The organism is Pseudomonas sp. RIT-To-2, from assembly GCF_029623465.1.
GTDB lineage: Bacteria > Pseudomonadota > Gammaproteobacteria > Pseudomonadales > Pseudomonadaceae > Aquipseudomonas > Aquipseudomonas silvicola.
Map to the genome: position 1 here is coordinate 207,467 of NZ_JAPYKM010000003.1, position 18,672 is coordinate 226,138.

Annotated in this window: 18 protein-coding genes and 1 tRNA gene; 12 read left to right on the forward strand and 7 right to left on the reverse strand. The window is 63.3% G+C overall.

Annotated elements, in window-relative coordinates; genetic code table 11:
* Positions 1-29 precede the first annotated feature (29 nt).
* The 5 genes from QBK88_RS04365 (at position 30) to QBK88_RS04385 (ending at position 4,457) form a co-directional block, all read left to right on the forward strand.
* Positions 30-350: a MocE family 2Fe-2S type ferredoxin gene (locus QBK88_RS04365; RefSeq protein WP_268144009.1), complete on the forward strand. Its 321-nt coding sequence runs from the start codon at positions 30-32 to the stop codon at positions 348-350.
* A complete protein-coding gene (locus tag QBK88_RS04370) occupies positions 347-1,585 on the forward strand; it encodes an FAD-dependent oxidoreductase (RefSeq protein ID WP_277961059.1) in 1,239 nt (412 codons plus the stop codon). The genes QBK88_RS04365 and QBK88_RS04370 overlap by 4 nt, the downstream gene beginning before the upstream one ends.
* A 2-nt stretch (positions 1,586-1,587) precedes the next feature.
* Entirely contained in the window at positions 1,588-2,430 is an 843-nt protein-coding gene (locus QBK88_RS04375; protein ID WP_277961060.1) for a sugar phosphate isomerase/epimerase, read from the forward strand.
* 37 nt (positions 2,431-2,467) lie between these two features.
* Complete coding sequence (locus QBK88_RS04380; RefSeq protein ID WP_277961061.1) at positions 2,468-2,965, forward strand: DUF5625 family protein; 498 nt, start codon at positions 2,468-2,470, stop codon at positions 2,963-2,965.
* Positions 2,966-3,101: 136 nt separating this feature from the next.
* The gene (locus QBK88_RS04385) at positions 3,102-4,457 is read left to right on the forward strand and encodes an MATE family efflux transporter (RefSeq protein WP_277961062.1); all 1,356 of its coding nucleotides are present in this window, start codon (positions 3,102-3,104) and stop codon (positions 4,455-4,457) included.
* A 380-nt stretch (positions 4,458-4,837) separates the two neighbouring features.
* On the opposite strand, the gene QBK88_RS04390 is transcribed toward QBK88_RS04385, so the two are convergent.
* From QBK88_RS04390 to QBK88_RS04400, 3 genes are all read right to left on the reverse strand, one after another.
* The gene (locus tag QBK88_RS04390) at positions 4,838-6,451 is read right to left on the reverse strand and encodes an inorganic phosphate transporter (RefSeq protein ID WP_268144000.1); all 1,614 of its coding nucleotides are present in this window, start codon (positions 6,449-6,451) and stop codon (positions 4,838-4,840) included.
* 74 nt (positions 6,452-6,525) lie between these two features.
* Positions 6,526-7,545: a transporter gene (locus tag QBK88_RS04395; protein ID WP_277961063.1), complete on the reverse strand. Its 1,020-nt coding sequence runs from the start codon at positions 7,543-7,545 to the stop codon at positions 6,526-6,528.
* A 98-nt stretch (positions 7,546-7,643) separates the two neighbouring features.
* Entirely contained in the window at positions 7,644-8,423 is a 780-nt protein-coding gene (locus QBK88_RS04400; protein ID WP_277961132.1) for a PhzF family phenazine biosynthesis protein, read from the reverse strand.
* 277 nt (positions 8,424-8,700) lie between these two features.
* Between QBK88_RS04400 and QBK88_RS04405 the strand changes: the two genes are divergently transcribed.
* Positions 8,701-10,806, forward strand: a complete 2,106-nt coding sequence (locus tag QBK88_RS04405; protein WP_277961064.1) for a TonB-dependent siderophore receptor — start codon at positions 8,701-8,703, stop codon at positions 10,804-10,806.
* A gap of 397 nt (positions 10,807-11,203) precedes the next feature.
* Here the strand turns inward: QBK88_RS04405 and QBK88_RS04410 are convergent, their stop codons facing one another.
* A complete protein-coding gene (locus QBK88_RS04410) occupies positions 11,204-11,929 on the reverse strand; it encodes an NBR1-Ig-like domain-containing protein (RefSeq protein WP_277961133.1) in 726 nt (241 codons plus the stop codon).
* A 121-nt stretch (positions 11,930-12,050) separates the two neighbouring features.
* Here QBK88_RS04410 and QBK88_RS04415 point away from each other — a divergent pair, with 121 nt between their 5' ends.
* Positions 12,051-12,920, forward strand: coding sequence for a 2OG-Fe(II) oxygenase (locus tag QBK88_RS04415; RefSeq protein WP_277961065.1), 870 nt, complete (start codon positions 12,051-12,053; stop codon positions 12,918-12,920).
* 18 nt (positions 12,921-12,938) lie between these two features.
* Positions 12,939-13,547: a LysE family transporter gene (locus QBK88_RS04420; RefSeq protein ID WP_277961066.1), complete on the forward strand. Its 609-nt coding sequence runs from the start codon at positions 12,939-12,941 to the stop codon at positions 13,545-13,547.
* 496 nt (positions 13,548-14,043) lie between these two features.
* Here QBK88_RS04420 and QBK88_RS04425 read toward each other — a convergent pair.
* The 3 genes from QBK88_RS04425 to mobA all read right to left on the reverse strand — a co-directional run bounded on the left by QBK88_RS04425 (position 14,044) and on the right by mobA (position 15,082).
* Positions 14,044-14,120: transfer RNA gene (locus tag QBK88_RS04425), tRNA-Pro, on the reverse strand.
* 70 nt (positions 14,121-14,190) lie between these two features.
* Positions 14,191-14,412 carry a YgdI/YgdR family lipoprotein gene (locus tag QBK88_RS04430; RefSeq protein ID WP_268143990.1) on the reverse strand — a complete coding sequence of 74 codons (222 nt, stop codon included), beginning with the start codon at positions 14,410-14,412 and terminating at the stop codon, positions 14,191-14,193.
* Between the two features lie 88 nt (positions 14,413-14,500).
* Positions 14,501-15,082, reverse strand: coding sequence for a molybdenum cofactor guanylyltransferase MobA (gene mobA / locus QBK88_RS04435; protein ID WP_277961067.1), 582 nt, complete (start codon positions 15,080-15,082; stop codon positions 14,501-14,503).
* A gap of 76 nt (positions 15,083-15,158) precedes the next feature.
* Between mobA and moaB the strand changes: the two genes are divergently transcribed.
* The 4 genes from moaB (at position 15,159) to QBK88_RS04455 (ending at position 18,661) form a co-directional block, all read left to right on the forward strand.
* Positions 15,159-15,698 carry a molybdenum cofactor biosynthesis protein B gene (gene moaB, locus QBK88_RS04440; RefSeq protein ID WP_027978453.1) on the forward strand — a complete coding sequence of 180 codons (540 nt, stop codon included), beginning with the start codon at positions 15,159-15,161 and terminating at the stop codon, positions 15,696-15,698.
* Between the two features lie 22 nt (positions 15,699-15,720).
* Positions 15,721-16,908 carry a molybdopterin molybdotransferase MoeA gene (locus QBK88_RS04445; RefSeq protein WP_277961134.1) on the forward strand — a complete coding sequence of 396 codons (1,188 nt, stop codon included), beginning with the start codon at positions 15,721-15,723 and terminating at the stop codon, positions 16,906-16,908.
* A 137-nt stretch (positions 16,909-17,045) separates the two neighbouring features.
* Positions 17,046-17,972, forward strand: coding sequence for a glycosyltransferase (locus QBK88_RS04450; RefSeq protein ID WP_277961068.1), 927 nt, complete (start codon positions 17,046-17,048; stop codon positions 17,970-17,972).
* Between the two features lie 137 nt (positions 17,973-18,109).
* A complete protein-coding gene (locus QBK88_RS04455) occupies positions 18,110-18,661 on the forward strand; it encodes a cysteine hydrolase family protein (protein ID WP_277961069.1) in 552 nt (183 codons plus the stop codon).
* Positions 18,662-18,672 lie beyond the last annotated feature (11 nt).

Here is an 18,672-nt window from a genome sequence, read left to right on the forward strand (position 1 = left end):
CTAGTGTTTCCATGACAAGAGAGACCGCCATGAATGATCAATGGGTCGATGTGTGCGCCGTGGACGAGATCGACGAAGAAGACGTGATCCGTTTCGACCACCAGCAGCACACATACGCGGTGTACCGCGCCGCCGACGACGAATTCTTTGCCACCGACGGGCGCTGCACCCATGAAGCCATTCACCTGGCCGACGGCCTGGTGATGGGCGATGTCATCGAATGCCCCAAGCACAACGGCCGCTTCAATTACCGCACCGGCAAGGCACTGGGGGCGCCGGTGTGCGTCAACCTCAAGACCTACCCCGTGCGGGTCGAGGGCGGCCGGGTGCTGCTGGGGGTGAGCCCATGAGCACTGCCGACCCGCTGGTTATCGTCGGCGCCGGCCACGCCGGTGGCCGCGCCGCCCTTACGTTGCGCGAGCAAGGGTATGACGGCCGCCTGCTGCTGATCGGTGACGAGCCCCACGCCCCTTATGAGCGACCAGCGTTGTCCAAGGGCCTGTTGCAGGGCAGCGCTGAATTGGCCGGCTTCAGCCTGTGCGGTGCGCAACAGCTGCGGGCGCTGGGCATCGAACACCTCACGGGGCAGCCGGTGCAGGCACTGGATACCACCGCGCGGCGCCTGGCCCTGGCCGACGGCACGCACGTGGGCTATCGCGGCCTGTTGCTGGCCACCGGCGGTCGCGCCCGGCGCCTGCCCGGCGTGGCGCCCGGCTGGCGAAACGTGTTGTACCTGCGTACCCACGATGAAGCGCTGGCCCTGCGCGACAGCCTTCGCCCCGGGGCGCGCCTGGTGGTGGTGGGTGGTGGGTTCATCGGCCTGGAGGTGGCCGCCAGTGCCCGCGCCCTGGGCTGCGAGGTGACCTTGCTGGAAGCCGGCCCGCGCCTGGCCGGGCGCGTGCTGCCGGCGGACATCGGCGACGCGCTGTTGGACCTGCACCGCGAACACGGTGTGGACGTGCGCCTGAATGCACGTATCGAAGCATTCGAGGGCGGTAGCCAGGTCGAGGTTGTTTCCCTAGTGGACGGTAGCCGCATCCCGTGCGATGGCGTGCTGGTGGGCATCGGCATGCAACCCAATATCGACCTGGCCCAGGCGGCGGGCTTGGCGGTGGGGCAGGGCATCCGCGTCGACGCCTTCCTGCGCACCAGTGACCGGCAGGTGTATGCCGCCGGCGATGTCTGCGAGTTCAGGTTGCACCTGCAGGGAGCTTTCCAGCGTCAGGAAACCTGGCGTAACGCCGAGGCCCAGGGGCGCCACGCTGCGCTCAACCTGCTGGGCGCCGAACTGCCCTTTGAGCAGGTGCCAGGGTTCTGGTCCGATCAGTACGATACCAGCCTGCAGAGGGTGGGCGATGCAGGTGACGGCTCACCGAGCGTGCGGCGCGAGTTGGCCAGCGGGGGCTTGCTGCTGTTCTTCCTCGACGCCGGCCGGCGCCTGCAAGGTGCTTGCGCCTGGGGGCCCGGCAACAGCGTGGCCAAGGACATCAAGCTGTGCGAACGGTTGATCAGCGCCGCCCTGCCATTGCCTGTCGAGGCCCTGGCCGATGCCCGTGTGTCACTCAAAACCCTGTTGAGGAACTGACCGTGAGCCGTTTTCTGGTGTTTCAATCCCTGTGGGCCATGCTCGACCACCAGGGCCAGCCCACCCAGCCGCTAGAGGCGCAACTGCAGCAGATCGCCGCAGCGGGCTTCGACGGTATCACCGACCATTTCTGGCAACCCGCCCATGCCCGACGCTTGAGCAACGCTGCGCAGAGCCTGGGGCTGGCCATCGAGGGCCAGGTGTTTCCACGCACAGTGGACGACCTGGCCGCCGCGCTGGACGTCGCCAGCCAGCACGGCTGCCACCACCTGACGATTCAAGCGGACGTGCGGCCGTTTACCCTGGCAGGCGCAGTGCCCTTGCTCGAAGGCTGGCAACGGCTGGCCGAACAGGTGGACTTTCCGGTGCTGGTGGAAACCCATCGCTACCGAGTCACCAACGACTTGCCCTTCACCCTGCAGCTGCTGGCCGAACTGCCGGACCTCAAGCTGCTCGCCGACCTGTCCCATTACGTGGTGGGCCGGGAGTTGCCCGAAGCGCCCAGCAGCGAAGACGACGAGCCGATTCACCAGATACTGCGGCGCAGTTGGGGCTTTCACGGGCGGGTCGCCAGCAGCGAGCAGGTGCAGGTATCCCTGGCGTTTGCCCAGCACCAGGCCTGGGTGCAGCGTTTTCTGGGGTGGTGGCGCCACGGCATGGAAGATTGGCTGGCCCGTGACGGCAGTGCCACCGGTAGCCTGTCATTCACCTGCGAGTTGGGGCCGCCGCCATACGCTATCACGGGCGCCGATGGCCGCGAGCTGGGTGACCGCTGGGCCGAGGCGCTATGGCTCAAGGACAAGGCTCGCGAGCTATGGCAGGCGGTGGCGTCGCGCGAAAATTGAGATACCCTGAAACGGACAACCCACCGGTGAAACCGTTTTGAGAGATATCCCGCTGGCCTTGTGTGCCTTGAACCTCGCCTTGGCGGCCCACAGTCCCGAGGCCAACGCCGCCGACGTCGCGCCCCTGAGCCTGAAGACGTCGGGTGCCGTGGCGGGGATCACCGTGCGCATCGTCGACAAAGACAGCTACTCGGTGCGCCTGGACTACTTCTACCCGCCCAATGACCTGACGGCGCGCCAACGGCTGTGGGAGGGGGCTGGTGGCTTGCGCCCGGATGCCACGGGGCACACCCAGGAGCCGGGGGCACCGTTCAACGTTTTTCTGCGTATCTATGACATCGACGATGCGGTGGTTATCCAGGACCGGCGCATCAACCACCCCACGCTGTCATCCTGGGGCAGCGGCGTGCTGCATGCCGAACTGAGCGAAGTGCGCCTGGACCCGGGGCGTTACCAGATCATGGTGGAGCGCCGCGGCAGTGCTGCCGGGATCTCCGACTACCGTGCCGGGGTCAGCGTGGTCAGGGCCTATTGATCGACAGCGCGCCCTTCGCTACAACGGCTGCTGAAACCCTTGGCGAGGTACCGCTTGCTGGCAGGATGGCAGGCGTGCAGGCGGCCGAGTGCGCTAGAATCCCGGGCCTGCCAATCTGCCCGAGAAGCGCTTCCCCATGCATATCCCCGCACAACGGCCCTTGTGGCAAACCTATCTGGCGTTCCTGGCACCCATGGTGCTGTCCAATTTCCTGCAATCGATGTCCGGCACCCTCAACAGTATCTTCATCGGCCAGATGCTCGGCACCCAGGCCTTGGCGGCGGTGTCGGGGATGTTTCCCATCGTGTTCTTCTTCATCGCGCTGGTTATCGGCCTGGGGGCGGGCGCCGGGGTGTTGATCGGGCAGGCCTGGGGCGCGCGCGAGCCGCACATGGTCAAACAGATCGCGGCGTCCACCCTGCTGCTGGGTGCGCTGATCGGCCTGGTGGCGGCAGTGTTCGGCAGTGTCTTCGCGCGCCAGGCCCTGCAGGGCCTGGGCACCCCCGCCGATGTGCTGGATGATGCGGTGGCCTACGCTCGGGTGATGATGTGCATCATGCCCATCCTGTTGGTGTTCGTACTGTTCACCCAGCTGCTGCGCGGCGTCAGCGATACCCTCACGCCCCTGTTGGCGTTGGTGGTGTCCACCGCCGTGGGCCTGCTGCTGACCCCGGCGTTGATCCGTGGCTGGCTGGGCCTGCCGCAACTGGGCACGCAAAGCGCCGCGGTCGCCGCGCTGGCCGGTAACGTCGTGGCCATCGCGCTGCTGGCCTGGCGCTTGAACCGGGCCAGGCATGTGCTGGCCCCTGACCGTGAATTCTTCAGGGCCCTGCGCCTGGACCGCGACATCCTCGCCAAGGTCCTGCGCATCGGCTTGCCCACCGGTTTGCAGATGGTGGTCATCTCGCTGTCCGAACTGGTGATCCTGTCCCTGGTCAACGGCCACGGCTCCCAGGCCACCGCCGCTTACGGTGCGGTGACCCAGATCGTCAACTACGTGCAATTCCCCGCGCTGTCCATCGCCATCACTGCCTCCATCCTGGGCGCCCAGGCCATCGGTGCCGGGCGCCTGGAACGCATCGGCCCGATCCTGCGCACCGGCATGGCCATCAACCTCTGGCTCACCGGCGGCCTGATCGTGCTCGGCTACTTGCTGTCCCACTGGCTGCTGGCGCTATTCATCACCGACCCCGCCACCCGCGCCGAGGCCGAACACCTGTTGCACATCATGCTCTGGAGCATGCTGGTGTTCGGCTTCCAGGCCTTGGTGGGCGGCATCATGCGCGCCAGTGGCACGGTGCTGGTGCCGGTGCTGATCTCGATTTTCTGCATCGTCGGCGTGGAACTGCCGGCAGCCTGGTTGCTCAATGCCCGGTTCGGCCTGGAAGGGGTGTGGATGGCGTTTCCGGTGACCTACCTGAGCATGCTGGTGCTGCAGTCGGCCTACTACCGAGGCGTATGGCGCCACCGGCGGATCGAGCGGCTGGTCTGAGGGCGCGGATGCACTTGCCCTGCAGAAACTGTTGTGCTGGAGGGTGTTGAAGTTGTCCCCGGAAATCGTGGGTATCTCTGTGGATAACTTCGTCAAAGCCAATGGGGCCAGTACCTTGGCCGGAGTGGCGAAGAAATGATCAATTGCGTGCGCAGGGTGCCAGGAGGCATGTGGGGGGCATTTGGTCAACTGTTTGAAACATATTTTATGCGGGGGTTTCTGGCCTCCATCTTACAGGGACCGGGGCCGCTGAAGGCTCACGCGCCTGCTTTGCAGCAGCGGCCGTTAGGCCGCCGTGGCGGTGCAGGCGGGGTGCCTGGTGCGGAGCGGCGCTTGGGACGCGGCCGGGTCCGCTGCTACACGTCGCGGCCACCTGGTAGTCAAAACACCGTTGCGAACAGCCAGTAAAGCGACCCGGACAGCAGGATCGCCGCGGGCAGGGTCAGCACCCAGGCCATCACCAGGTTGCGGATGGTGCGCATCTGCAGCCCCGAGCCATTGGCGACCATCGCGCCGGCCACCCCCGAACTCAGCACGTGGGTCGTGGACACCGGCAAGCCGTACATGTCCGCCGCGCCGATGGTCAGCATCGCCACCACCTCGGCGCTCGCTCCCTGGGCGTAGGTCAGGTGGTTCTTGCCGATCTTCTCGCCGACGGTCACCACGATACGCTTCCAGCCCACCATGGTGCCCAGCCCCAGGGCGATGGCTACCGCTACCTTGACCCACAGCGGGATGAAGCGGGTGGAGCTGTCGATCTGCTGCTTGAACTGGCTGACCTTGGCCTGGGTGTCGGCGTCGTACTGGCCGAGCTTGTCCTTCTCCATCAGGCGGATGGCTTCGCCGGTCAGGTACATGTCATTGCGCACGTTGCCCACCGCCGCCGCGGGGATGGCGGTCAGGCTGCCGTAGGCGCTGACTTCCTGGCCGATCAGCCCGGCGATGGCCGCCAGGGCCGGTACCAGCTGCGGGCTGGGTTTCTTGTCGCGGATGTAGTCAGTGAGGATAAGCCGCGGGTCACCGGCCACCGGCGTGGGGTCGGTCTTGGCCAGGGCCTGCTGGGTGACTTGCGCCACGGCGGCGAATTGCACGGACTGGTCGGCTGGCATGGCGCGGTTCAGGGCGTAGGCCATGGGCAGGGTGCCTACCAGGATCAGCATGATCAGGCCCATGCCTTTCTGCCCGTCATTGGAGCCGTGGGCGAACGACACGCCCGTGCAGGTCAGGATCAGCAGGCCGCGAATCCACCACGGCGGCGGGGCATCGCTGACCGGCGCCTTGTACAATGCGCGGTTCTTTACCAGCAGGCGCAGCGCTACCAACAACAATGCCGCGCAGACGAAACCGATCAGCGGCGACAGCAGCAGCGAGTAGCCGATCTTCAGCGCCTGGCTCCAGTCCACGCCACTGGTGCCGTCACGCCCGTGCATCAGGGCATTGGCCACCCCCACGCCGATGATCGAGCCGATCAGGGTATGGGACGAAGACGCCGGCAGGCCCAGCCACCAGGTGCCCAGGTTCCAGACGATGGCCGCGATCAGCAGGGCGAAGATCATCGCGAAACCAGCCGACGAGCCCACCTGCAGGATCAGTTCCACCGGCAGCAGGGCAATGATCCCGAATGCCACCGCGCCGCTGGAAAGCAGTACGCCGAGGAAGTTGAAGCAGCCGGACCACATCACCGCGAACTGCGGTGGCAGCGAATGGGTGTAGATCACCGTGGCCACGGCGTTGGCCGTGTCATGGAAGCCGTTGACGAACTCGAAGCCCAGGGCAATCAGCAGGGCGATGCCCAGCAACAGGAAGGGCGTCCAGGTGGTGACCACCGTGCCCATGTCGTCAACGTCACTCACCAGGCTCCAGGTGCTGTAGACCAGCCCCACGACCAGGATGACGAAGAACAGGATCAAGGTGCCGCGCCCTGGTTTGCGGTCAAACGTCGGGCGCGCATGGGTGGTGCTATTGGGTGAAGAAGCCAGGGTTGGCGTAGCCATGTCAGGCAACTCGATTGAGGGAGGGGAGCTCCTATAATCGTTGCAAAATATGACAGACTGGCGTCAGGCCCGCGTCAGTAGTCGCTGCGCTTGCGAAAGGCCCAACGCCCGGCCAGCAAGGTGAAGGTGGCCACCAGGGCCACCAGTATCCAGAACCCCTCCGGGTCACTGGCCAGGGGGATACCGCCGACGTTCATGCCGAAAAAACCGGCGATGATATTGATGGGCAGGGCCAGCACCGTGACCACGGTGAGGGTGAACAGCGTGCGGTTGCTCTGTTCGTTGAGGTTGGCCGCGATCTCTTCCTGCAGCAGCTTGATGCGTTCACCCAGCGCAGTGAGGTCGCTGAGCACCAGGGCGAACTCTTCGGTGGCCTGGCGCAGCTCCTGCAAGTCGTCTTCCTGCAACCAGACCGGCGGGCGGTTCAACAGTCGCAGCAATGACCCCGGTTCCAGGGCCAGCAGCCGCTGCAGGCGCACCAGCACCCTACGCATGGCGCCCAATTCCGCGCGGTTGTTGCTCAGGCGCAATGACAGCAACTGGTCCTCGATACCGTCGACACTCAGGCTGGTTTTACGCACGATCTGAGTCAGCACTTCGGCCTGGTCGCGGAACAGGTGAACCAGCAGTTCCATGGGCGAACGGAACCGTTCGCCGCGCTTGACCGACGAGCGCAGTTTGTCCACCGAGTGCAGCGGTTGACGGCGGGCGCTGACCAGCAGGCGCTCCGTGGCGCACAGCCACAGGGTGGAAATGTCCGATGAGACCATGCCGAAGTTGAATACCACGTCGTTGACCACTGCCAGCAGCGAGTCTTCGACGTGCTCGATGCGCGTGGAGCGTGAGCCCTCGTGCAGGGCTTCGAAATAGTCGTCGGGCAATGGCAGATGGGCATGCATCCAGCGTTCGCAGCCGGCGTGGGCCAGGTTCAAATGCAGCCAGACGAACTCGTCGTTGTGCTCGACGCTGCCCAGGGTCTGCAACACCGCGGCCGAATCCAGTTCGCACACCGGGCCGCCGGGGCGGAACCGGTAGCCGTAGAGCAGGCCGAAAAGGTCCGAGTCCTGGTGGCTTTTGATGATGCTCGAAGTCATGACGGCTCACGGCGCGAAGGCAGATGCCGCCGATCATGAAGTCGAAATATTGCGGTTATGTGACAGTTTGTGTGCAGCGTTGAATGTTCATCCGCGCTTCAGAAAAACACCGTGCCTTTCATGAACAGCACGGCCTGGCCGCTGATGATCACCCGGTCACCGGCCAACTCGCAGGTCAACTGCCCCTTGCGCGCGCCGCCTTGCTCGGTTTTCAACAGCGATTTGCCTAGCCGTTCGGCCCACAATGGCGCCAGCGAAGTGTGTGCGGAGCCGGTCACGGGGTCTTCGTTGACGCCCACGTTGGGGCCGAACCAGCGGGTGACGAAGTCGAACCGCTGGCTGGCTGCCGTCACTGCGACACCGCGCAGGGGCAGGCCTTTGAGGCGGGCGAAGTCGGGCTTCAGCTGGGCGATCAACGCTTCGTCTTCCACCACCACCAGCCAGTCATCGGTGGCGAATACTTCGGCCTGGGTGATCCCCAAAGCCTCCAGCAGCCCTGCCACCGGCTCGCGGCCTACCGGCTGCTTGGCCGGGAAGTCCATGGCCAGGCCGTGGGCGGTACGGCTCACCCGCAGCTCGCCGCTGCGGGTGGCGAAGCGCATCAACTCGGGGGCGTCCGGCAGCTCATTGGCGATCACCCAGGCGGCGGCCAACGTGGCGTGGCCGCACAGGTCGACCTCGACCGTGGGGGTGAACCAGCGCAGTTCGAAGGCATCGCCCTTGCGCACGAAGTAGGCGGTTTCCGAGAGGTTGTTTTCCTCGGCGATAGCCTGCAACTGCGCATCGGGCAGCCATTCGGCAAGGGGGCAGACCGCGGCGGGGTTGCCACCGAAAGGGCGGTCGGCGAAGGCGTCGACCTGGTAGATATTCAACTGCACGTGGGGGAACTCCATCTCAGGGGAAATGAACACTAATGCGGTGCCAGGGTGGGCGTCAAACCTGCGTCAACGGTGCTGGCAGCCCATAGCGCTGCAGTGAACAGAAAAAGCGGACCAGCTCGTCTCACAGACCAAACTGGCCCGAAAAAGATATGCCTGTGAAATCCCTGCGACCTGACATCACCCTTAGCGGGCAAATATCTGGTTACAAATAACTTTACATGATAATCATTTCCAAATAGCATTTTGACGTATTCCCTTCATTCGGATCGTCACTGTGAAATCCCTCCTGTCCTTCTCTGCCCTGGTGGCCGCTGCCTGGGCGATCTCGCCGCTTGCCCACGCCGATACCCTGACCCTGCCCAACACCGCCGTGCAAGCCAGCAGCGAAAGTGACGCCGCCCCCACCGGCTATCAGCAACCGGCTGACAGCACCACCACGCGGCTGGGCCTGACGCCCAGGGAAACACCCCAGGGCGTGACCACGCTGTCGCGCCAGGAGCTGGATGATTTCAACCTCAACAGCGTCAAGGATGCGCTGCGCAGTGCCCCATCAGTGACCGTTGAACAGTACGAAACCGACCGCACCAACTTCACGTCGCGCGGGTTCGACATCAATAACTTCGAGTACGATGGCATCGGCGCGCCCTTCAGCGCCGGGCTGCTCAACGGTGACCTGGACATGGCCGAGTACGAGCAGGTCGACATTCTGCACGGTGCCAATGGGCTCATGAGCGGCACCGGCAACCCTTCGGCCACGGTCAACTTCATTCGCAAGCGCCCCACCTACACGCCTCAGGCTCAGGTCAAGGTGTCCGCTGGTTCCTGGGGCACCCGTCGGGTAGACGTGGACGTGTCCGGGCCGTTGACCGACAGCGGCAATGTGCGTGGGCGTTTCATCTATGCCAACCAGACCGGCAATTCGTACCTGGACCGCTATTCCCACGAACAGAACGTGCTCAGTGGCATGCTCGCGTTCGACCTGTCCGACGCCGACACCCTGACCGTGGGGTTCTCCGACAACAAGAGCAACTCCAACGGCAGCAGTTGGGGCGGTCTGCCCCTGACCGACGCGGACGGCAACCTCATCCATTACAGCCGTGGCGCCAACATCGGCCAGAAGTGGAGCTACTGGGATGTGCACACCCAGCGCGCCTTCGCGGAGCTTGCCCATGACTTTGGCAACGGCTGGAAAGGCAAGCTGAACGTGACTGCCGTCGACCAGCGCCAGCAGGAGAACATGTACTACCTGATGGCCGGCGATGACACCACCCCCTGGATGGCAGACCCCAGCCACGGCAGTGGCGACGAAAAACAACTGCTGGGCGAAGCGCAAGTCAGCGGGCCGTTCAGCCTGGGCGGCCGGGAGCATGAGTTGACCCTGGGCGTGGACTATGGCCGCTCGCGGCACAAGGAGCGCGGCTACTACGCCAGTTTCGATGAAACCGTCGACGCGGACCTGGGCCAGACCCTGAGTGGCGGCGTGGCCAAGCCTGACCTGCCATACACCGATGACGACACCAAGATGTCGCGCTTCACCGACCGGCAGAAGAGTGTGTACGCCGGTGCCCGCTTCAACCTTACCGACAAGCTGCACTGGATCGCCGGTGCCCGCATGATGAGCGTCGACAGCGACGGCACCGACTATGGCGCCGACCGTGATGTACGCGTGCACGGCAAGGTCACGCCTTACACCGGCCTGGTGTACGACCTCAATGACCAGTACTCGCTGTACGCCAGCTACACCAAGATCTTCAACCCACAGTACGTGGTGACCGCCGAAAACAAGGTGATCGACCCACTGGAAGGCAAGAGCTACGAGGTGGGGGTCAAGGGCAGCCTGCTGGACAAGCAGATGAACGTCTCGGCGGCCTTGTTCAAGACTGACCAGCGCAACGTTGCCGTCGACACCGGCGTGGCACGGGCGGGCGGCACCCAGGACATCTACGAGGGCGCGGACTACAAGAGCCGCGGCGTCGAGCTGGAGGCCAGCGGCGAACTGGCCCCGGGCCTGGACGTGCAGGGCGGCTACACCTACGTGCACATCGAGGACGACGATGGTCACAAGGCGCGCCAGTACGTGCCGACCCATACCGTGCGTACCAGCCTGACCTACCGCCTGGCCAGCCTGCCGCAGATGAAAGTGGGCACACGCCTGTCGTGGCAGAGCGCGATCCAGGTGGACGACGACAGCCGCCTGCGCCAGAACGCCTATGGCCTGGTGGACGTGATGGCGAGCTACGATATCGACAATCACTGGAGCACGTCGCTGAACCTGGACAACGTCACCAACCGCAAATACCTGATGAGCCTGTACAGCGGCGGCAGCGGCTTCTATGGCGCGTCGCGCAACGTCACCGCGTCGCTGAGCTACAACTTCTGATCCGCGGTAGCTGTGCATTCCCCCATCGACACAAAAAAGCCCGCGCAATGCGGGCTTCTTTTATTTGGTCGGGGAGACAGGATTCGAGCCCTTTCTCGCAGGCAGGGACGGGGGACATCGAACCTACCATTTAGCGATAAATTGGGTGCGGATGATGGCTTGCCCGGGGGGGCAGCCAGCCGAGCAGGCGTGACCGCAGTGTATCGTTTTTCAGGTCGGCATGACCACGAGGGTCGTACCCCGAAGGCCGTTCGGCACGCCCACGCTTGATGATTAAAGTGAGCTCGGTCTGGGTGGCTGTTATCTCCGATGCTTCGCGCTGCAGGTTCAACGCAATCGCTGTGCTCTTTACCGGTTTGCCGGGCTACCATCCTATGTCAACGCCCTAGGCAAGCGACTAGAAGGCCATGACAGTGACGATGGCGTGCAGTATGAAGTCCCGGCCGTAACACGGGTTTCCTTGGTCATCCTCGATACGCCATATCGAGGCGACTGTGCAGGTCTCCTTCGGCGCCGCAAACTCTATGCTTAATTGGACTGGGTGCCCTGGAAGGGTGTCGGGTAGGGGGATTTCCCTGTAGAGACTTGCGAGGTGGGCATCCATGACGACCTCAAGTGAGCCGTCCGCCACCGATCGCCGGGCAATCACGTAGTCGCCATCGACCCGCACAAGGCGGCGTCCACGCCAAGGCCGGGAGCCTGCGTTCTGTAGCTCCCACGTTTTCCTGAAGACTTCCCCTGGTAACACGACCGTATGATCCGCGACCGTAACGTCAGCGGTGAATAGCGCGATGTCGTCTTTGTCGCTTGTGCCAACGCCTCTGTTGGTTGGAGCCAAGGACGATGAGGAGGCCCGCGCCCCTACCAGGTCTGCGAAGTAACGAAACATCAAGATAGGGGACACTTGAAGAGCTTTTGCAAGCTTGGTCAAGGTGCGGACAGAGGGATCCTGCGAAGCACCGCTGGCAAGACCGTACAGGTACGTTCTGGATATACCCGCATCTTTAGCAACAGTGCTCATGGACTTCCCTAGCTGACGGCTTCGACGTGCGATTAGGGAGTTGAGTGGTTCTAGCGATTTGATGGTCACTGGTAGCTCCGGTTTCCTTTCCAGAGGCACCATGATCACCTTGTCCACTAAAAAGGACAAGGTGCGTGTCACGAAGCCCATTTTGCAAATCAAGCTTAATGAAGGGTGGTGAAGATGGCAGTGAGCCCAAGCTGTCGACCGATGAAAGGCTTGGGTGACTACTCACGTTTCGCATGAAGCGATCGTGATTATCTGCCACGAGGAAAGGGAAAAGATGATGAGCGATATTAAAATCTGCAGCGAGTCCGTCATCCGTACGGGATTCGGGATTCTAAGCCTCGATCAAGGGCTCGTTCAGAGCTACAACGAGATTATCCATCAGTATTCTTCCATCGGCACAGCTATGAAGCAGGCATTTAGCTTTGCAGAGGAAACGGATGGTTTTTTTCCGTTCGGGGCTGAGTATTCCCAGCATGAGGATCACCCAGACCTGTGCGAGCGTTTTTGCTATTGGCCTGCACATGCAGCCCGTCGAGCGCATCATGAAGTGGTAAACACCCCGTTTTACACTGCGGCTCAAGAATACGAAGTCAAAATCTCTGCACTGAGCACCCTGCTCATGGACAGCATTTGTGACGAGTTTGGTGCTCCGCCATTAGATGCGCTCCGCTCATCGTCGTACCTTCAGCTATGTGTCTACGGCGCTCAAACTTCTTCGCCTGACCGACAGTTTGCGCAAGATCCTCATGAGGATGGCCATCTTCTTTCCTTCATCAAGCCCAATGAAGACGGCCTGGTATTAGTACGAGGTAGCAGCTTGGAGCCAGTCAGGTTGTTGAAGAACGAGGTTGCCGTGCTTGCGGGTTCGCTCCTTACGGATCTGTCTGACAGCGCAATTCCAGCCGCCTACCATGCGGTGCTGGCTTCCGAGCGGCCGGCCGGTCGCAGCTCTCTCATTTACTTTGTTAACCCCGATCCAGAGCAGGTGCTTACTGGCTTTCGTCGAAAGCAGCCTATTCACCTTGGTCACGTCACGAACGCGCGTCATGTGAGCTTTGGTAATCGTCCGCTACAGCAAGCCTGATCGAGTCACGAGCATCCCATGACCCTATTGTTGAACACTGTTTTCCTGGAAGGCCTTTTCTTGGGCATGGGACTGTTCGCAGCACCTGGGCCAAAAGACACCCTGGTCATTCGGCAGGGTGTCAGCGCTGGGCCGATATGGGGGGTAGTCGGGATCTGCATCCTGGCAGATATCGTGCTGATTGCATTGGGGGTGAGTGGTCTGGGCGCCCTGTTGGGCAGTCGGCCTGGGCTTGTCGCCATGCTCAGGAATGGTGGCGCGTTATACTTAGTGTTTTTTGGCGGGCAGCGATTGCTTGCTTGTATTCGGGATCAGTCGTCACCCGATGTATCGGGAAATGCGGCGACCCACGGCTTGTTACGTAATGCATTCATGTTGGGATTCGCCAATCCGTACGCATGGTTGGATACCGTGGTCCTTATTGGCTCCATCGGGGCGGCCAAACCAGGCGATCAGCAGTCATATTTCTCAATGGGGGCGATGGCTGCGTCGCTCGTCTGGTTTGTGCTCCTAGCGCTTGGTTGTCAGCGATTAGCTTTTTTATTCAAGTCGCGGATGGTGTGGCGCGTGCTGGATGCCTGTGTTGCTATCCTGATGTTTTATCTGGCCTTGACGCTCGCTAAATAAACTTGCATTCAGGGCCTGATGGAGGATGAGCCTTTCTTGCGAGAGGCTCATGCTTCATTAGGAAGCGACTACGTTAACGCTAGATGTTTCCACTGTTGAGGGGGCTAGGATTGTTCCTCTAACTTAGAATTACTATTCTGGCTCTCAATGTCCACACTGTCTGACGCGCTGTCATCAGTGTTTTTTGATTCACCTTGCGATTCACTGGCCTGCTTTGGTGCTACGGGCTTAGCATACCAATCAAAAATACCTGCTGACGCAAGAGTGATTCTTAATGCTAGCCCGGCTGCTGGCAGCCTTCTTGCGCCTGTATGGCTTGCCTGTGGCGTTGATAGAGGCGATGTGGACAGAGCATGGGCCGTTTGCTGACGCAAACGGCCCATGAGCCAAAGATTTGCCGTTTAGCTATACGAACCGCAGAAACGACAAACCCCTGCTCGAAAGCAGGGGTTTGTCATCAACCTGAAAACCCGCGCAATGCGGGCTTCTTTATATTTGGTCGGGGAGACAGGATTCGAACCTGCGGCCTTCTCGTCCCGAACGAGACGCGCTACCTGGCTGCGCTACACCCCGGTGCCGAAAATTCTAAGCAAAATCCGCGGCTATCGGCAAGCCCCGCGAACCCACGGGGCTGGCCACTGGATCAGAGCTCTTTGACGGTACGAACCTGATCCTTGTTGATGCGGGTTTCCTTGCCATCAAGCTGCTTGATTTCATAAAAACCTGAATCTTCGTCGTATTTAGGCGTGTCCACCGCCTGGATCTCGCGCCCGTCGTTGAGGGTGATGACCGTGGGCGTGGAGCAACCCGCCAGGGTGGCCAGGCCCATGGCCAGAAGCAGAGCGGGAAGGGTCCGGTTAGTCATTTTTTGATTCTCCAAAGGGGGACGGTTGATCCATGTACAGGAGGTGAGACGTTTGTACCCGATACGAGTTCCATTTTTTTGACGGCGCTCACTGCCCCAGCAACTGCGGGGTGTTGAGGTTGGCCAGGCGCGGGTCGTCGGGCGGGCACTGCAGCGCTTGCGCGCCCAGCGCCAGCATGACCCGGCGGGGGCTGCGCTCGCCCGCCTGCCAGGCCTTTTCGAAGACCGCGGCATGGGCCACCGGAATGACGCACAGCAAGGGTTCCCAGTGCTCTCCCTGGCGCACCATCAGGGGCTGGTCCGGGTGGCGGCCAGCGGCCTGAAGCATGGCGGTCAATAGCGCAGGGTCAATGCCTGGCACGTCGCAGGGCAGCACCAGCAAGTGGCTGTGGCGCGCCACGGCCAGGCCGGCGCGAATGCCCGCCAGGGGGCCGGGAAAGTCGGCGCTGTCGTCGCTGACCAGGCGGTCGGCGTAGGCCGCGTAGGCGTCCTGGTTGCGGTTGCAGGAAATGATCAGGTCATCGCCCAGGCTGCGTACCTGACGTTGCAGGCGCGCGATCAGCGGCTCGCCGCGCCAGGGCAGCAGTCCCTTGTCGCGGCCCCCCATGCGCTGGCCACGGCCGCCGGCCAGCAGCAGGACGGAACAGGCGGGCAGGGCGACATCGGGCATGGCAGGTCTCGGTCTTCAGATCAGGGCTGCTGTGATATAACACTGCCTATTCATACACACAACCGGACGAGCCCTGATGAAAGCCAAGGCTGATGTACCTTTTGTGCCGCTCAATATCGCGGTACTGACTGTCAGTGATACCCGTACCCTGGAAACCGACACTTCCGGGCAGATGTTCGTCGACCGGCTGACCGCCGCTGGCCACCTGCTGGCCGAGCGCGTATTGCTCAAGGACGACCTGTACAAGATCCGGGCGAAAGTCGCCCACTGGATCGCCGAAGACGTGGTGCAGGTGGTCTTGATCACCGGCGGCACCGGCTTTACCGGCCGCGACAGCACCCCCGAGGCCGTGGCCTGTCTGCTGGACAAGCAGGTGGATGGCTTCGGCGAACTGTTCCGGCAGATCAGCGTGCCGGACATCGGCACTTCCACCGTGCAGTCCCGCGCCTTGGCCGGGCTGGCCAACGGCACCCTGGTGTGCTGCTTGCCGGGTTCCACCAATGCCGTGCGCACCGGCTGGGACGGTATCCTCGCCGAGCAGTTGGACGTGCGCCACCGGCCGTGCAATTTCGTCCCGCACCTGAAGCAGGCAGAGCCCTGCCAGTCCCGTGGCTGAGCTGGGTGCGGCCCAGCCGCTGATGCCACTGGAACAGGCCCTGGAGCGCCTGCTGGCCATGGCCGACCAGGCGCCGCTCAGTGGCACCGAGCAGGTGGCGCTGGCCGACGCCGACGGCCGCGTGCTGGCCTGCGCGCTGGTCTCCACCCTTGACCTGCCGCCCTGGTCCAACAGCGCCATGGACGGTTACGCCTTGCGCCTGGCCGACTGGGCGGGTGAGCCGCTGGTAGTCAGCCAGCGCATCCAGGCCGGCCAGGCCCCCGGGCCATTGGCGGCGGGCACCTGCGCGCGGATCTTCACCGGCGCGCCGGTACCGACCGGTGCCGACTGCGTGGAAATGCAGGAAAACGCCGAGGTACTGGACGATGGTCGCGTGCGTTTCATAGAGGCCTTGAGCCTGAACCAGAACATCCGCCCTCAAGGCCAGGAAACCCGCATCGGCGAGCAAGTGCTGCCGGCTGGTACCCGCCTGGGGCCGATCGAACTGGGCCTGGCCGCTTCGCTGGGGCATGCCACGCTGGAGGTGGTGCGCAAGCCGCGCGTGGCCGTGTTGTCCACCGGTGATGAGCTGGTGGACCCCGGCCAGCCGCTGGGCCCGGGGCAGATCTACAACAGCAACCGGCGCCTGCTGGTCAGCTGGTTGCAGCGCCTTGGCTGTGACGTGATCGATGCCGGCATCCTGCCCGATGATCTGGCCAGGACCCGTGCGCGCCTGGCGGAGCTGGGGCAGGCCGACCTGATTCTGTCCACCGGTGGCGTGTCGGTGGGCGAGGCGGATTTCCTGGGGGTCGCCTTGCGTGAAGAAGGCGAGCTGGCCCTGTGGAAGCTGGCCATCAAGCCGGGCAAACCGCTCACCTTCGGGCACTTCCGGGGGACTGCGGTGATTGGCCTGCCTGGCAACCCGGCCTCGACCCTGGTGACGTTCGCACTGCTCGCCCGGCCTTATCTGCTGCGCCGCCTGGGCGTGGCGGACGTCGCGCCGCTGGCTGTCGACGTGCCCGTGGGATTCACCTGGGGCAAACCCGGCAACCGTCGCGAGTACCTGCGCGGGCGCCTGGAGAACGGCAGGGCGGTGATCTACCCGAACCAGAGCTCGGGCGTGCTGCGCAGTGCCGCCTGGGCCGAAGGCCTGGTGGAAGTGCTGGAAGGCCGGACCCTGGTGGAGGGCGACCGGGTGCGCTTCATTCCCCTCAGCGAAGTGCTTGGCTGAATAATTTGTTACTGATAAAGCGGTTGTGTGCGCTAGTCTTCCAGCTGTTGTGATGCAACCTGGGAACCGCTGCCGTTCGGCCTCGCCGAGCCGGCAGCGGTCGAGATCAAAGGACTTGGCAACGTGGGGATCGAGCCATGACGACTTTGAAAGTGGCATGCGTGATCCCAACCTATAACGGTCGCGCGGATCTGCAGCGCCTGCTGGACTCGCTGGGCAACCAGACGATGGACTTTGACACCCTGATCGTGGACTCCACGTCCAGCGATGGCAGTGACGAGCTGGGGCGCGAGTGCGCCGACCATTTCGTGCAGATACCCAGCCGTGAGTTCAACCACGGTGGGACCCGCCAGCGCATGGTCGAGCTGTACCCCGACTATGACGTGTATGTGTACATGACCCAGGACGCTTACCTGGAGGACCCCGAAGCGTTGGCGCGCATCGTCGCACCCTTCGCCGACGAGAGCGTGGGCGCGGTGTGCGGCCGGCAACTGGCGCACAAGGATGCCACGCTGCTGTCCCAGCATGCCCGCCTGTTCAACTACCCGGCCACTTCGCAGCTCAAGAGCCTGGCCGACGCCGGGCGCCTGGGCATCAAGACCTGCTTCATGTCGAACTCGTTCGCGGCCTACCGGCGCCGGGCGCTGATGCAGGTCGGTGGCTTTCCCTTGCACGTCATCCTCTCCGAGGACATGTACGTGGCCGCGCGCATGTTGTTAGCGGGCTGGAAGACCGCCTACGCCGGTGATGCCCGTTGCCGTCATTCGCACAACTACACCCTGGCCGAGGAATTTCGGCGCTACTTCGACATTGGCGTGTTCCAGGCCCGCGAAGCCTGGATCCGCGAACAGTTCGGCGGGGCAGGGGGGGAAGGGTTGCGCTATGTGAAATCGGAACTGAAGTTTCTCGGCCTGCGCCGGTTCTGGCTATGGCCCGGGTCTTTTCTGCGCAATGGCCTGAAGCTGATCGCCTACAAGTTCAGCCAGCAGGAGCAGCGGTTGCCGATGAAGTGGAAGAAGCGGTTGGGAATGCACAAGCGGTATTGGGACAGCCCCTATGCCTGACGAGCACCGGCCGCCCGGCGCTCGTTGTGCATTTTTCGACAGCCCTTGTCAGTTTTCCCTCGCCTGCTGTCAGATCCGCCTATCCCGCCAGCGGTGCCCGGCGCCGATACTGTCACCTCCCTTAGACGGAGGCGCCCATGACCACCCAAGCCCTGCTGCTCATCGACCTGCAGAACGACTACTTTCCCGACGGTGCCTGGCCCTTGGCCGGCATCGAGGCGGCCAGCGCCAACGCCGCGCGGCTGCTGGCGGCCTACCGCGAGGCCGGGCACCTGGTGGTGCATGTGCGCCACGAATCGCTGGCCGCCGACGCACCTTTTTTCCGTACCGGCAGCCTGGGCGCCGAACTGCACGCCAGCGTGCTGCCAGCCCCTGGCGAGCCGGTCATTCTCAAGCACTACCCCAACGCGTTTCGCGACACTGGGCTCAAGGCGGTGCTCGACCAGCACGGTGTCGACAGCCTGGTACTGGCGGGCGCCATGAGCCACATGTGCATCGAGGCCGCGGGCCGCGCTGCCGCCGACCTGGGCTACGCCACCACGGTAGTCCACGACGCCAGCGCCACGCGTGACCTGGCCTTCGAGGGCCGCACGGTGCCGGCCGCCCAGGTTCATGCGGCCGCCATGGCGGCCCTGGCGTTCGGGTATGCTCGCGTCATCGACACCGGGTCGTTGCTGGCCGATGGCTGAGCGCGCAGCGG